Origin of the sequence: Limnobacter thiooxidans (genome assembly GCF_036323495.1) — a bacterium.
Classification (GTDB): Bacteria; Pseudomonadota; Gammaproteobacteria; order Burkholderiales; family Burkholderiaceae_B; genus Limnobacter; species Limnobacter thiooxidans.
This window is the reverse complement of sequence record NZ_AP028947.1, coordinates 3,442,913-3,458,081: the sequence shown is the minus strand read 5'-3', so window position 1 is coordinate 3,458,081 and position 15,169 is coordinate 3,442,913. Positions and strand designations below refer to the sequence as shown.

The 15,169-nt window shown below is 48.5% G+C and carries 9 protein-coding genes; 4 read left to right on the top strand and 5 right to left on the bottom strand.

Translation table 11 applies throughout. From position 1 onward, the window contains the following. Positions 1 to 2 precede the first annotated feature (2 nt). From RGQ30_RS15760 to RGQ30_RS15745, 4 genes are all read left to right on the top strand, one after another. A complete protein-coding gene (locus tag RGQ30_RS15760; protein ID WP_338284574.1) occupies positions 3 to 1,712 on the top strand; it encodes an EH signature domain-containing protein in 1,710 nt (569 codons plus the stop codon). Continuing rightward, positions 1,712 to 4,990 (top strand): DEAD/DEAH box helicase, encoded by a 3,279-nt coding sequence (locus RGQ30_RS15755; RefSeq protein ID WP_130557316.1) that lies wholly within the window; start codon positions 1,712 to 1,714, stop codon positions 4,988 to 4,990. Before RGQ30_RS15760 ends, RGQ30_RS15755 begins: the two co-directional genes overlap by 1 nt. A 106-nt stretch (positions 4,991 to 5,096) precedes the next feature. Further along, positions 5,097 to 5,633 carry a hypothetical protein gene (locus RGQ30_RS15750; protein ID WP_130557317.1) on the top strand — a complete coding sequence of 179 codons (537 nt, stop codon included), beginning with the start codon at positions 5,097 to 5,099 and terminating at the stop codon, positions 5,631 to 5,633. Between the two features lie 398 nt (positions 5,634 to 6,031). Further along, on the top strand, positions 6,032 to 7,603 hold the full coding sequence (locus tag RGQ30_RS15745) for a DNA cytosine methyltransferase (RefSeq protein ID WP_130557318.1): 1,572 nt from the start codon (positions 6,032 to 6,034) through the stop codon (positions 7,601 to 7,603). Here the strand turns inward: RGQ30_RS15745 and RGQ30_RS15740 are convergent. Genes RGQ30_RS15740 through RGQ30_RS15720 form a run of 5 tightly spaced genes read right to left on the bottom strand, consistent with a single transcriptional unit; the run spans position 7,566 to position 15,162 of the window. Continuing rightward, complete coding sequence (locus tag RGQ30_RS15740; protein ID WP_130557319.1) at positions 7,566 to 8,027, bottom strand: very short patch repair endonuclease; 462 nt, start codon at positions 8,025 to 8,027, stop codon at positions 7,566 to 7,568. The genes RGQ30_RS15745 and RGQ30_RS15740 overlap by 38 nt on opposite strands. A 3-nt stretch (positions 8,028 to 8,030) precedes the next feature. Then, positions 8,031 to 9,809 carry an AIPR family protein gene (locus RGQ30_RS15735; protein ID WP_130557320.1) on the bottom strand — a complete coding sequence of 593 codons (1,779 nt, stop codon included), beginning with the start codon at positions 9,807 to 9,809 and terminating at the stop codon, positions 8,031 to 8,033. Continuing rightward, entirely contained in the window at positions 9,796 to 10,818 is a 1,023-nt protein-coding gene (locus tag RGQ30_RS15730) for a PD-(D/E)XK motif protein (RefSeq protein ID WP_130557321.1), read from the bottom strand. Before RGQ30_RS15730 ends, RGQ30_RS15735 begins: the two co-directional genes overlap by 14 nt. Then, the gene (locus RGQ30_RS15725; protein ID WP_130557322.1) at positions 10,802 to 13,711 is read right to left on the bottom strand and encodes a Z1 domain-containing protein; all 2,910 of its coding nucleotides are present in this window, start codon (positions 13,709 to 13,711) and stop codon (positions 10,802 to 10,804) included. The genes RGQ30_RS15730 and RGQ30_RS15725 overlap by 17 nt, the downstream gene beginning before the upstream one ends. After that, positions 13,708 to 15,162 (bottom strand): ATP-binding protein, encoded by a 1,455-nt coding sequence (locus tag RGQ30_RS15720; protein WP_338284572.1) that lies wholly within the window; start codon positions 15,160 to 15,162, stop codon positions 13,708 to 13,710. The genes RGQ30_RS15725 and RGQ30_RS15720 overlap by 4 nt, the downstream gene beginning before the upstream one ends. Positions 15,163 to 15,169 lie beyond the last annotated feature (7 nt).

The window sequence follows — 15,169 nt, the reverse complement described above, 5'->3', positions numbered from 1 at the left end:
TCTTGTCTCTTCAACGTCAATTCAATGAACTTACTCTGGGTGTTCAGAAGCGAGTTGAGCATGCGTTTGAGGTTGAGAAATTCAAAAAGCTACGAAAAACTGTTCCACTTGTGATTGGCAAAATCAACGCTGCTCAAAAAGAAATAATTCCCGCTGACGAAGAGCGAAAACGCACCTTGATGAAGTTTGCGCAAGGGGAAGCCCTTTTGAGTAAAAGGGAATGGAGGGTGATTTGCTGGAGCCTGAATGACAGAATCGGCAAAACCAAAGAATGCGCGCTTGGACAGAACAATTTGTGGAAGCAAGTGGAAAAGTTCATTCGAACCAAGATCGCAGCCCAGCAATTGGCAAAAAGATTGTGGATGGGCATGGTTTACAGTTATTTTTCTGCTGATATCACTCAAGCCGACAATACAACAAACCTCAAAAAGCTTCGAAATCTTTTGTTAGAAGGACTTACTTCTGTAGAGCAAGCTGGGCGTAAGGAGAGGGCATGGATCAAGGCCGCCAGGGATTGCGATCACCTTTTTTCAGCTCAGCCCACCAAAATTCTTGCCGAGTTGTATCTTGATGAAAACATAGGTGTATTCAATTCGCTTCAGGAACATGTGGCTATTCCCGAAACAAGTTGGCTTTGGGATTCCTTGGTTGAATCCATAGGACAAAAAGTAGGAAAGGCCAATGACGAAGCTTTCAGAACTCGTATTGACTCGCTGTTGAATCTAGGTACTCTTCTTCCGCGTTACAAGGACAGTTTGTTCGGTGCCGCGCTTAATCGATACAGCCAAGCAAAGTTCAAGGATGAGTTGCACAGACGGCTTAAGGTTGTGTCGTTGGAGCATTGGGGGAATCCGCAAATCAAAAGCAAGGCCAACATCTGGAAGGCGCATTTGACAGATGAAGCCTTTCGAATGGTACTGAATTGGTTTGCACGCGAAGATCTCGAGTATTTTTTCAAGTTGCTTCAAGGCAGCAGTCAGGTGGACCAGGCACGCCTGGATTACTGGATGCGCTTTGTTGATCAGATGGGCTACACGCGCATTGTTTTAGGAAGAGACGCGTATCACAACCGCAGCGCAGATTTCATGGAGTTCAAGCAGGCCAACAAAGGACGATACAGTTCGCTTTCGGGAGATGTAGCTCAGAACAATGCCTTTATTTTTCAAATTGGCAAATACTACTTTGTAGAGTTTTCTGCCGGTGGTGCCTGCTATGTGTATCACGAGTCAAAAATACCATTCCAAGTGGAATCGATCGACTTGAACACACAAACACAGCTAAAAATACCTTATTTGGCTTCTAGCAGGATCACGCACAATGGTAATTGGCAGCCAAAAATGGACTATGAGCTTCGCACTCTAGGAATTACCCCCTCGCATGAGGGCATCAAGAAGGCCGAGCAGATCAGGAAAAATAGCCTTGCAAATATTCCCGCAAGAAAAATAACGAGTCAAACGAAAGTCAGTTCTGGTTCAGCGCTGCATTCGATGATCAATGCAGCGCTCACAAAACCAGCAGAAGACAAACGACATCGTGATATCGAGGCGGCGAAAGCGTTCATTAAAATTCTTCGCCTAAGCGTTGCAACCTTGGACAATGTATCAACAGGTGGTGGCTTCTGGGTTTTCATTTCAAATGATCCTAACCCTTTGGTCAAGAAGTTAATTGAATTGGGATTTTTATATAAACCTGGTAAAGGATTCTGGCGCTGATGGGTCTGTTCGATTTTTTTCGCCAAAAAAAGGGGAAAGTTGACAGCGCAAAGCTCGTGTCAAATTCCAAATCTATTTCTCAAGCTTTGGATGGCGCGCACTGCTACGCGCCAACAGAAATAGGCCTCACGTTTAAGCTCAATCAAGACTTAAGTTCTCTGTCGGCCACTGAAAAGAATCAACTCGCATACCTTACACAACTCAAAAACGAAGGTTACTTGATTTCTGAAGGTCAAAAACTGGTGCTGTTCTGGCCCAAGTTGTATGAACTTGCACATCAACCGGATCATGGCGGTGGCCTTCATGTCTTGGGGCTACCCCATATTGATTCAAAGTTTGTCCCAACTCTTGCATGCTCAGGCAGTGTGAGTGATCCAGACTTCAAGGTGTATATCCAATCCTGGACCAACGCTGCGGGAGCAGTTATCAAAGGGAGTGTCAATCGTATTGGTGGCTATGTCACCGATACAGATCAGACTTTTCTATTGTCAGAACCTGTATGGCGAGTTTGTACATTGGTGACCGAGTTTTCCCGCATCGACAGGTCGGGCGGTGGTGAGCGCCTGAACCAATCTTACTGGGCTGACATCAGAAAATATGCGCTACAAGCTGGTATTCAACTTGACGGTTTTTTGGAAAAAACCATTGTCCTGAAACCGGACAACTTGCGTATTGACATGCGGAAGTCGAGTCTGAAATCCGATGCTGTTGTTGAGGTGATCCCTGATTTTGATGGGGCGCCGCAGAATTGGTTGAATCATTTCGACCGGCTGGATGCAGTACAAGACACCTACCGAATTCAAGGGCAGGATGGCTCAGTTACACATGTTGTCGTGAGCCCTGAAATCAAAGACGTACTGGTAAACATTAAACAGATGCCCCTGAGGCGTGTGGCTGGCGAGTCGGCCATGAGGTTTTTGAAGAATCCCTTTTCAGCGCTCGGTGACGGGGCCACCCAGGTTGTAGATCCTGAGCAGTTCGAACAGAGCAGGGAAAAGGCGGATATCCTCTTTTGCCGATTCACGATCGAACCTTTGTTCGAGCTTGCGGGTACCATTTTGCAGGTGAAACTTCTTTTGCAGCCAATGACATCGGGAGCTGCTGAAGACAAGGAATACCTTTTTAAAGATCCTTCTGAATTTCGTCACTTCGTATCCATTCTGTCCACCAACTTCATGGCGGACTTGCCCATTGCATTCTGGAAAGGCGAAGAGCTTGAAATTTCAGATCTTACCGAGGCTGAACTGGCTGGATTGTCCGCCATGTGTGAAAGGTGGGCTGCTGAGCAAAATGGTCAATATTTTGACTCTGTAATGGACCCGAGCATTTATGGTGACCGTGTGGTCGGCATTGGCGAGGCAGTGAAAATTACTTCTCCTTACATTGGGAAGGAGGGTTCTGAAAGCTGGTTACCCGCTTCTTTGCTGGAGGAGTTAGGCACAGATGGAGATTTGTTAGCCAAGTTTGATGGCTCGGAAAAAGCGGATTTTGATGAATTCACCGTTCGCATATCTACTGCCGTTCGGGAAAATCGAAACGAGGTGATGTTTCCAAAAGCGGAAATCAAACTGCCACTGCATGTGGCCAAAAGTATTCATCGTGCCTGGTCCAAGAAATTTGCTTCGGAATCCGCTGGTGGAACAAGTGACAAACCGCCATCCAAACGAGTGGTTTTGCTGGTTCAGAACAATATTGAACAGTCTGAGTACATCAAACAACGTGCAAACCGCTTGAATGAAGGCAAGCAACTAGAGCCATTCATCACTGAGTATTTGAGACCGGAGGTAAGCCTTAGGGAGCATCAGCTGCAGGGCGTTGCATGGATGCAGCATCTTTTCGCGAAAGCGCCAGCGGAAGTGTCCGGGTGCCTGTTGGCCGATGACATGGGGCTGGGTAAAACCCTTCAGTTGTTGACATTGTTGGTAGGTGCTTTTGAACAAAGCAAAGACATGAAGCCCGCTTTGATCATCGCCCCCGTTTCATTGCTCGACAACTGGGAGCGGGAACTGCAGCGTTTCTTCCATCCCAGTGGCGTTTTAATGCTGAAGCTTTATGGCGAGCACCTGAAAGCAGCAAAATTCACCAAGCATGAGATTCCGTTGGACCTTCAACAGCGTGGAATCAAAAACCTGCTGCGGCCTGGCTGGCTGGGTGAGCATAAGGTTGTTTTGGCCACCTATGAGACGCTTCGTGATATGGAATTCTCGCTTTGCCGTCAATCTTGGTCCATTGGCATTTTTGATGAAGCGCAGAAAATCAAGAACCCCGCTGCACTGGTTACCCAGGCAGCCATGGCTTTGCCCTGCACATTCAAGGTTGCTTGTACAGGCACGCCTGTAGAGAATAGCCTGACAGACTTGTGGTGCTTGTTCGACCTGATCCAACCCTCCGCCTTGGGATCACTGAGTACTTTCGGAAAAACTTTCCTGCGCCCAATTGAAAACAATGCCCCTGATGCGGAAGCATTGAGAGATCAACTCAAACAGTTGATTGATCCTCAACTGCTGAGACGTACCAAAAAAGATGTTGCAAAAGATCTACCCAACAAACTTATCGACCAGGATTGCAAGAGCCTTGCCATGGGTGGTCGACAAAGAAATCTGTATGAAGAGCGGATTTCCAACTACGAAAATCAGCGCAAGCTTCTGGAGAAAGTGGGCGATCAGAACGCTGTCATTCTCGGTTTGTTGCATAACCTGAAGGTGATTTGTGCGCATCCCCAAGCCTACCAGTACGACCTGGATCTGGTGGCTGACTCGCCGAAGATGAAGTGGATGCTACGCACCCTTCATGCCATCAAAGAAAAAAATGAAAAGGCAATTATTTTCACTGAGCTCAGAGATATTCAACGAGCCATTCAAGTGGTTCTGATGGATGAGTTTGGCCTGCAAGCCGAAGTGATCAATGGTGATACGAAGGCCAGTGACGCGCAAACAGGCGGGCGTCAGGGAATCATCGATGTCTATCAAAACAAGCCCGGGTTTTGCGTGATTATTCTTTCAACTACAGCAGTTGGCTTTGGCGTGAATATTCAAGCAGCAAATCATGTGATCCACTTTACAAGACCTTGGAACCCAGCTAAGGAAGACCAGGCGACTGACCGCGCGTATCGTATTGGTCAGACCAAGGATGTGACGGTGTATTACCCAACAATAACGGCTGAAGGTATGACAACTTTTGAGGAAACGCTTGATCGTTTGCTGGAGCGTAAGAGGGGGCTTGCAACCGATATGCTGAGCACGGTTGGGGATCTCGATATAAGGGAGTTTGTTAGCTAGGTAAATGGATTGTGTCAGAATTCCTGCCAATTAAAATGGGCAGGACATATCGAGTTATGAACTAGTTTTTACACATAATCTTTCATTTTAAATTTTGGAGCATGAGATGAATTCAAAAGGACCTTTCGGACTTTTTATGGGAATGAAAATTGAAGATTTCACGCAATCATTAGAAGAATTGGCTCCATTTAAATTTATGTTAAAGAACCCTCCAAGGCCTCATCCAGCTTTTAATAATTATTTGGTACAAGTAACTCCTAAGGCTGGACTTTCATGGATTAAAGCAATTGGCCCAGGAATCAAAACTAACGACTACGGTTTTGCACTGGCGGATGCCTTCAAAGAAATGGAAGCCAAACTTACTAAGACTTACAGCAGATGTCGGCAAAATGACTTTTTATTACCTGACAGTATTTGGAATGAGCCGAAAGACTGGATGACGGCCTTGGAAAAAAAAGAGCGCGTTCTGGCAAGTATTTGGGACCGCGAGGCGCAGTCGATGCTCCCAGAAGCCATTGAATCTATCTATCTCTTGGCGCATGCAGAAGAGACGGACTCGGGTTATCTAACACTCGAATATCATCTAAAAAATCACGAGGAGTCTGAGGCTGAAATTTCAGAAGTGATCGATGATGTTTTATAAAATCAATCCATAGAGAGTATCGTTTTCTGTCATAACTTAGGGTCATAACATCAACATCTCTAATATAGCCAGCTAATTCGACCCATTGAAAGTGGAGTTCATTGTGGTGATGTGACCCTGAGTTTTTTATCAATTTCCGATATAGCTCTACCGCCTCCAGCCGCTTTAGTATGTGTATGCTGATCACCTTCGAAAGTGGTTCAAGATTTTCCGCATCTGCTTTTTGATCATCTTCAGATTTGTGGTGACAAAGTCAGGAACTATTCAATCTACTTTCATCGATTTGAATAGAGACCCCCCTTGTCCGAAACATTGTTTAACAAGTAATTCCGGTACCATGTCAACATGTGCGTTGGTGATCCTCCTATGCATAAATTAATTTCCAAGAACAATAAAGTATGACCCTACGCAAACCCATCCTGGTAATTGATCTTTTTGCTGGGCCTGGGGGTCTAGGAGAGGGTTTTTCATCAATCCTAGACTCTGCTGGCTCTCCCCGTTTCTCCCTAAAGTTGTCTGCAGAAAAGGACCCGATTGCGCATAAAACGCTTTCCCTTCGTTCCCTATATAGGAAATTCTCGCCCGGCAAGGTGCCTGATTGCTACTACGAACATATTCGTGGCGAGATTTCACGTGATGAGCTGTTTGGACATCCGGATACCGAAGAGGCTGCTCGTGAAGCTTTGGAGGAGGCACGTAACTTCGAACTTGGTAAAGACAATCCTGAAGACTTGGATTTTCGGATCAGGACCGCTCTTGCCGGGGCTGACGACTGGGTTCTGATCGGGGGGCCGCCCTGCCAGGCATACTCTGTAGCCGGTCGTTCAAGACGGACTCGTGAATCACTCGAAAAATTCGAAAGTGATGAGAAGCATTTTCTTTACAAAGAATATTTGAGAATCATCCGCGCTCACAAGCCAGCTGTATTCATCATGGAAAACGTGAAAGGCATGCTGTCATCGAAACACGGGGGTACCTCTATATTCGAGAAAATCGTGGCTGATCTTTCCAAACCTGGCGATGACCTCGAATATCAGATTCATTCATTTGTGAAGCCGGGCGTTGCCGGTGAGATAGCACCGCACGACTTTGTAATAGCGGCGGAACGTTTCGGTGTGCCACAGGGTAGGCATAGAGTTATCCTCTTCGGGATTCGCTCTGACGTGGCGCGGTCAGTACCAGCGATAACTTGTTCGCCAGAGAAGTTCATCCTGAACGCGGAGCAAGCGCATGTAACTGTTGGGCAGACACTTTCTGATCTGCCGAAACTCAGAAGCAAATTATCGAAAGAAACCGATGGTCACCAGCAATGGCTCTCTGCCTTGGCTGAGACGCAGGATAAGATTCAATTCTACCGCTCCGATTACATTGAACCGGTTTTCAGGGAAATTGGATTAGCTGTCAAAGAAGCAAGGCATCACGCATCTACTGGTGGAAACTTCTTACGCTACGAGCTTTCAGATAATCAATTGCAAAATGGATTAAAGGAATGGTTTTCCGACGCTCGTCTCGGAGGAGTCATTCAACACGATACTCGCTCGCACATGCGCTCAGACCTGAACCGTTACATGTTTACTGCAGCGTATGGCAAAGTTCACAAGTACTCACCGAAAATTGCAGACTTCCCCAGACCGCTACTTCCGAATCACGGAAACGTATCTTCAATCAAGGTTCCCTTCGTAGACCGTTTCAGAGTTCAGTTGGCTGACTCATGGTCTTCAACAGTAGTCTCTCACATCGCGAAAGACGGGCATTACTTCATTCACCCTGATCCCTCACAATGCAGAAGTCTCACAGTCAGGGAGGCTGCGCGACTGCAGACTTTCCCGGATAATTATTTCTTCGCTGGTAACCGTACAGAGCAGTACACTCAGGTTGGTAACGCCGTCCCTCCACTTCTCGCACAAAAAATCGCTGAGGTGGTCTCGAGATTCATGGAAACGTGGAGCCTGAATCGATCTCACCAGTAGTGCGGCTGCCTTCCATCCAGTCTTTCAGCAAATCGGGTAATAATTCCTTTACGGAAATGGAGCGCGTTGCGCATTCCCAAACTATCAGTACACGCCACCCCTTCAAAAGTAGTGCATCCCTTTTGGCTGAATCGCGAGCTACGTTGGCTGCAAGTTTGACTTCCCAGAACTCCTTACGCGAAGCAGGCGTTTTTGCGTACCGGCAACCTTGATGCACATGCCAGAAACATCCATGTACGAATATTGCTACCTGGCGCCCTGGAAGGACGATATCAGGGCGTCCAGGTAAGTCCTTCCTGTGCAATCTGAACCGGAAACCAGAGGCAAAAAGCGCTTTGCGCACAATAAGCTCTGGCTTGGTATCCACCCCCCGGATACCAGACATCATTCGGCTTCTGGTAGCTGGGTCAACAATATCAGTCACTGGTTAACCTTGAGGAACTTCAGGAATATTCAAGGATGGTGAGGAAAAAGGACGGAAAAAAATGGCATCCCTGCATTCAGGCTTTTTTGCCCATTCTGAAATCATCTTACCGTTTGCGGTTTGATGCAATCTTTCGTTCACCTCTCTCGCCCAGATCTCGACCTGCTCAAGAAATTGAATTGACACGCCCTGATTACGCCAAACCCTCTCAAGGTCAAAACTTTCCCGATACGAGGCTGCTACCACTGAAACAGTGTAAGCAGCCACGTTGGCCAGGAATGCAGAAACCAATGGACGAGCTGTTTTGTGAACTGCCTTGAATATGATGGCCTTGGCAACAAGAGCCTTGAAAAAAGCTGTATCAGGTACTACAGAATTTCCCTCAGCTTCAATGTCACTCAAGCCAGTCATGAAGCGATCGAAACACTTCTGAGTTCCAAGGCTGACAATGTCGGGTCTCATATCCCACGCCATCAGGTATTTGGCCAACTCCGTTTTGGTTATTTTCCGGGATGCTGGTACAGATTCCTTCAATGCCTTCAGTTTGGCTGCTGTGGTACCTTCTCTTGACAGAAGCGTGTTGTAACTTCCTGCAGCGCGCTCATAGAACCAGCGACCCACACCATCTGGGCAATATATCGATAACGACAATCGCTCGACTTCGATGTGAAATGGTTTATTTGCAGAAAGATCAGACTGACGTACCGCATTCTGGGAGTTTGCGAAGCGCGAAATATCAGAGACCAAAGCCTCTTCCTTAGCCGGATCAGCCTCCTTCATGACTATGATTTTCGCGGGGACTCGTACCTTACTAAGGTCCGTATCTGGGTACTTTTTCTTGGCAAAATAGATTGATGCGGTAGTCTGCCCTCCGTTGACGACCTGCATACCCCGGAGCCAGATTATGCCGGGCGAGCCATCCTCAGCGCGCGCAAGCTTCATCTCATCAGCTACCAATACGATGCCATTATTGAATGCCATGAATCGCTCCGGCGCGCTTCTTAAAGTACCTTGAATTCCCGCGTTAACACCTCTGGCTTTTACACTCAGAAAAGAGCGCACGTTGGCTTCTAGAAGACGAGGGCCAAATTTTTCATAGATATGACGTAAGGCTTCACCCGGTATTGCGGTAAGTGCATAGTCATAGTCCCCGGTCTCTCCCGGTACAAAGACACAGGGTAGTGGCGATCCTGAAACCTCGTTGAAATCCACAACCAACTCATCGCGCGGCTTACCCTCGGAACGGTGTCGGAAAAGTCGCTCAATATCCATTACTTCGAGACGGACGGATTTACCCCCCACCTCGCGCGGCTTGAAACTCTTTGACTTGGCCACACCGTCTGTTAGAACGAACACCCTCACCTGATCAAGCCTGTCGTAAATTTCCCTGATAGTAAGGGCGAGCGAATGAGAGTCGCTGGACGGATCCAGTTTGTCTGCAAGTCGTCCCGCTGCGCAAAGCTCAAGAAACCGCACACACTGTTGGGCTGCAGTTTTCGAATCCTGATCCTGAATGGGGGCCAGGCTTTCAAAGCCACCATACAGACTCACAAAAAGATCAAGCTGATCTGCGTCATCAGAGAGAGCGTAGCCACTTAGCCGCAGATTGGAAGTTCCAACTTTACCCTGGAAATGACACACAACAGGCTCGAACGTCATACCGGCGTCGACCAAGTGCTGCATGACGACCTCACAGAAAACCAGTTCTGCGAAGGGGGCACCCTCACTCATTAGAGAGGCTATCTCCCCACGTGTTTCCTCGAAGAAATCATCGAGAGTCATTCATTACTCCTAGCTGAGAGAGGATCACGCTGAAATCACGAAAATAATCCGCAACATGATCCAGGTTGAGTTCGTAATGCGCCTTGGTCACACCAAGAGGAACAGTCCCAGGCGTGAGGCGGGGAAAATCCCTGGTTACCAAGAACATCCTTTTTTCTTTCGGTTCAAATTTCCGAGAGTAATGTCCTTCATGGATAGAAAAATAACCAGCCAACATAAGACGCTCCCTCAGTAGCTCCACTCCCCCCGGTTCAGTTTCAAGTCGCTGCGTGACTTGGGCAATCAAATCGGGGAGCGTTGCGCCCACCTCGGATCTTGCGAATCGCACAGCGGCGAGGAATAGAGGTGAAGTGACGCTATCATCCAGTTGCTCCAAAGACCCAATCCTGACCGGAAAACCTGACGAAGACATGGTCGCCTTGACTTCGACGGCCCCCTCGCCGAGAAGAAAATCCTGTGGGGCATCATCAGGCCCGACCCACCCATTAAGAGCAGTCATTGGAGCAACCCCGGCATCAAGGAATTGCTTCATGAAGTAGAGCTCCCCTGCCAGACCCAGCTCAGCTTCAGTACTAAGAGGACCTGCCCCCCGCGACATGAACTGTTGCCAGGCACGAACTCGCCCCAAGAATATCCGCAAGAAGGAAGTCTCTGAAGCCGTGTTATCCGATGCGTCGTCCATGGCACCAACCACATCACAAACCATTGATGCGAATAAATCCGGACTTCCCTCTTGCTGACGGGTAAGAGCGAGACACAAACCATCGTGGACTGAGAGTTGGGTTCTTTCCACGAGGAATCCCTTGCCTTCTGGCAATTTTTCGGATCGGGGCAAGCTTATAGTTGGAAAACAGAAAAGCACTGCTTCTGTGTTGTCCGGAAAACGTCGCCCCGCCTGAATATCAATAGGACCCGCAGGAGGCAGGGAAATGGCCTGCCAGCCAGAGGATTCATCTTCAGAAACCAACGATGACCATGCAAGGATGAATTCATTACTCGGTCGGGCCATATTCCTGCATCCAGTAAAGAAGATTAACTTCGTACGCTACTTTGATCGAGTTATCGCTGGCAGGAAAGGCGGTGGCAAACGCCATGATTGGCTTACTCCATCCAGGAACGATCAGACGCTCGGGATGCTGACCTTTGTAGAAATAGGGTGAAAGTGGGTACAACAGCAAAAGACCTCGATCGGCTTCACCCCCGAGCTTTCCTCGAATCTCCCGGATACCTTTACCACTCGGAAAGCTGGGAGGGTCGACACGTTTCCTTGCATCATCACGCTTCCAAGCTGCGCGAGTCAGAGTCAAAGCCTCGCGCCAAGCGTCGTCACCAAGATCAATCCCCTCGTCTTTTGGGTCAGTTAATACCCCGATCGCAAACTTTTTTGGATCAATTTCATCGGCATTCTCAGAGTCTTCAGTCTTTCGCATGAAGTAGCTTGTGGACGGGGTACCGTTCGGGAAAGTGTGAACATCCCCTGTCCCGCTTCCTCCACTCAGCAGTGCGACGCTCCATTTTTTAAGTTGCCCAGTTTCGACCATCTTCAAGATGAACTCAGACAATACCGCCGCTTTGGCGCTACTCGCATTCGGATGCGTAGTGTAAGTGCCGAGGAACTCTACAACTTTCGAATAATCCACATCCTTCCACAAACGAGCTCCAGGCCAGCGGTCAGGATCCCCATCACGCCCATACTGGATAGATTCTTCCCATCCTTCACCTAACGATGAAATGAGTGTGTCTGTGGCATCAAGATTTTTTTGCTGTATCTGGGCATCGCGATGGAAAAGGATGGTCTGAGGCCGTGTTCCACTGTAGGAAAGTGAAAGCGTTTGAGCGTTCCGCATTTTCAATGGGGATGTTACGGTCAGCACCTCATGAGACATCACTTTAAGGCCATATTGCTCCGGCGTAAGATTCGCTGCTGCCATAAAGTCAAACTCTTCACGCAGCTCCTCAGATGCATCTGCAATATGACCGAACCATTCCACAAGATCAGGAGAGGTATAGAGTCTGCACAAATCAAGATAACCCGGACGATAGCCGAACCAGCGACCCATCTGCATGAGCGTATCGTACATTTTAGTGGAGCGTACAAAATAACTGACACAGAGGCCTTCTAGTGTAAGACCTCGAGCGAGTTTGTCGCCGCCTATCGCGATAACTTTCAAAGCTGCGCCGGGTATTGCATAGTCCAATGCATCCTTGGCTGTTCCATTGATGGAACGAACCTGAATGTCTTCAAGAACGTCTGCCAGAACAGTGGTTATTTGCTCCCAGTCAGGCATCGGGGAAGGCCGATCCACCTCTGCGGAAAGACCTGTGACCTGTTGGTGAACAGGAAGGAAATCGTTCTCCCAGATCTGATGCAGATGTTCAAGTGCTTCCTCTGCACCCAATCTACGCGAAATTCGCTGTCGCATTTGACGTACGGTTTTTTCCACCTGTTCTCGCACATGGTCCTGGACATCGACGAATCGGGTAACGTGAATCAGCATGGAGCTATGCTGACCTCCCTGCCCCCTAAGCTCACGGACTGCGCAAGCAAGAACGAATGAGCCTATGGCCTGCCGTAGTGAAGGCGGAACTTCATCTTCACCTCCATAAAGAGGTTGATGAGTCTTTTTATGTTTGGGTGGCATCCAGCCCGAATCCGAAGCTGGATCATAATGATCCAGAATATCCCTGGCTAATGGCAGTGCTGCCGTTCTACCTTCCTTGGTCATCTTCCCAAACATCCGGGCAGGACCAATGTAGTTTGAAGGAGCGGCAAGGTTTATGATGAATGAGCGGGGAAAAAGATCAGGCCCTTCTTTTGCAGTAGCGCCCTTGTGATGAATAAAAATATTCGCGAATGGAGTAGCGGTATAGCCTACATATGCTTTTCTCGTGAAAGCATGAAGTATCTGGCGAATGAGGCTGTTGATGGTCTTCGGCTGGTGTTCCTCATCCGGAGTACCATCATCCTTGAAAACTTGTTCTCCCGTATCAACGGATGCGTTGTCAGCTTCGTCGTCAATCATCAGAAGAGGAAGTTTGGTTACAAGCTTTCTATCATCCTCTGCATCAGTGGAGTCTGCGACGCGGGTTTTGATCCATTGCAGGAGGGCTGTCAGAACGGTTTTCTGTTTTTTTACAACGAAAAGCCAAGGACGTTCTTCCGGAGATATGCCGTGAAAATGCTTGGCAATCGCTTTGCTGAAATCGCCATTTTCTGCACGAGTGGTCGCAGAGTTGGTCTTCAGGTTCTCTCCAAACTCGGCAACTCCTATAGGCATGCCCGGATCTCGATTGGCAGTCGTTTCATAGCCAAGAAAGCTTTCCTCTAACCGCATCTGAGTTTGCGAGCGCAGATTGTTGTGCATTCCGGCAAGTACAATGATGATCTTGTAGCCAGCGTCAGCAGCTTTGCAGATCAGTCCCGAGTAATTACTGGTCTTTCCAGATTGCACATGTCCGACAACCAAACCTCGCCGATCCCATGGGTCCGTTCTTCGAGGATCCTCAAGGAGTCGCAGGATATCGTCAGTAGCTTCGTCCACGCCATCCACCACTACATCAGCGAGCTTCGACTCCAGAAAGTCCCTGTATCGGCGCCAGTATAACCAATCACGTTTTCGCGAAGAAACAAGCCAATCCACGTGACCGGCGTCACTTTTCATCGTCGTGGATTTGCCGATCCTATGGCTGAAACGCTGAATCAGGACCATGACAGCATGTTGCTCGTCAACCATTTCAGGTGTGTCGCTAGCAAACATGAATGTTGCAAGTGCGACCTTTTCAGCAATGAACGCTGGTGTAACTCTTGACTTGTCTTTCTCGGCCTTCACCAAGCGCTGTGCAGTGGCGATAACGTTCTCCAACAACTCTGTCTGAGTATTGTTATCTTGAGTAATACTCATTCGGATCTCCCCAGATTTGCGATCAATGTTGGATATTTCTGAAATGGTTCTGTTCTGTGCATTGCCTTTCGCGCTTCGTCCGGACTTAAACCCTTCCGGGTAAGCAAGTCCTCGAATAGTACGGTTGCGACCTCAATAACTGACTGATTGGGTTCGCCATCAAACCCGGTTTTGGGCGTGTCCTTGTTCTCAGCCGTATCGAGCCAAATACGCTGAACAGGAACAGTTTCTTCTATTACGCGAAGCATCGCCTTGACCAAGTCCTGTCGCTCTCCGCACGCCTCGATAACTGCAGCCACTGCGGGGTGTCCCTGATGAATACGATAACGGAGCCCGCTGCGAAGGTGTTCAACATGCCAGGCCTGGTCAATCGGTGCTCCACCGGGCCCCTGTATGGTTGAACCTCGAAATGCAAAGACCTTCCTGGCCTTATCCCGGGTATTCTCGGCCAGGCCGGTAAGCCAGTTCCGCACAAAAACCGGTGGACGCGCTGTGGACTTACGTACATCGATTTTCCAGTCAGCATCCGCGGAGTTCGGAATCTCTATCCTGATACGCGCCAGACGATGAGATTCTTCACGATTCCAGGCACGTCCTCGGCCAAGCCCAAGCCATCCACCCGCCAGAAGCAGACGTTTGTTACGGTAAACATAAAAGCCCTGCTGAGATGTCCAACCTTCAGGACCGCCCGCTTTAGTAAACTCATCTTCAGAAAGCTTGTCCTTGTGAGGAAGCACATGACACTGAACCTCTAGGATGCCAGAGGGAGTATTTCTGCGCTCAACAGGAGATTCCATAGCCTTAGCGGGATGTCCTGTCATGAACGGATCCCAGGGTTGAACTGGCCTGCTGTTCATATACAGTTGGAAATCTGGATTAGATCCTTCAAGCAAACGATGGAAGATCATGGCGAGACGTAATTCGACATCATCAGCCAGATCTGCAAAATGGTTCAGATCAGATCCTGGTGTGACCACCCTGTCCATCTTTTCCCAGAGAACGATAGTGCCTGAACTCATTTCAGCAAGAGGTTCGATAAAACTCTCGGAGCCGACTGCGGGCCCCTCATACATACGCCAACCACCCTCAGGATCGGAAGCTATGGCGTCCAGATCCCAACGCAGACAAACTATCTCCTGTCCTATACGCTTTGAAGCAACTGTAAGACTGCGGCATTGAGAAAAGGATGCTGTTTTCAGCCCTAGACCAAAACGTCCAAGGTCGTTCGGAGCCCTTTCATCAAGTGGATTAAGTACTCCCAGCGTCATCGCTGCTTCAAGTTCCGGGTCACTCATACCGCACCCGTTATCAAGTATTGAAATCCTGCTCTCTGAATTCTTCCAATGGAAGTCAAGGTGAACCCGAGTGGCACCAGCAGATATGGAATTGTCCACCACGTCTGCCAAGGCTGCGGAAGTTGAATATCCAAGGCCCCGCAATGCTTCCATCATCGCCCCT

Bases quoted from the DNA above. Each gene is read 5' to 3' on its own strand.
- RGQ30_RS15755 (WP_130557316.1), top strand. From the start codon at position 1,712: ATGGGTCTGTTCGATTTTTTTCGCCAAAAAAAGGGGAAAGTTGACAGC.
- RGQ30_RS15750 (WP_130557317.1), top strand. From the start codon at position 5,097: ATGAATTCAAAAGGACCTTTCGGACTTTTTATGGGAATGAAAATTGAA.
- RGQ30_RS15745 (WP_130557318.1), top strand. From the start codon at position 6,032: ATGACCCTACGCAAACCCATCCTGGTAATTGATCTTTTTGCTGGGCCT.
- RGQ30_RS15735 (WP_130557320.1), bottom strand. From the start codon at position 9,809: ATGACTCTCGATGATTTCTTCGAGGAAACACGTGGGGAGATAGCCTCT.
- RGQ30_RS15730 (WP_130557321.1), bottom strand. From the start codon at position 10,818: ATGGCCCGACCGAGTAATGAATTCATCCTTGCATGGTCATCGTTGGTT.
- RGQ30_RS15725 (WP_130557322.1), bottom strand. From the start codon at position 13,711: ATGAGTATTACTCAAGATAACAATACTCAGACAGAGTTGTTGGAGAAC.
- RGQ30_RS15720 (WP_338284572.1), bottom strand. From the start codon at position 15,162: ATGATGGAAGCATTGCGGGGCCTTGGATATTCAACTTCCGCAGCCTTG.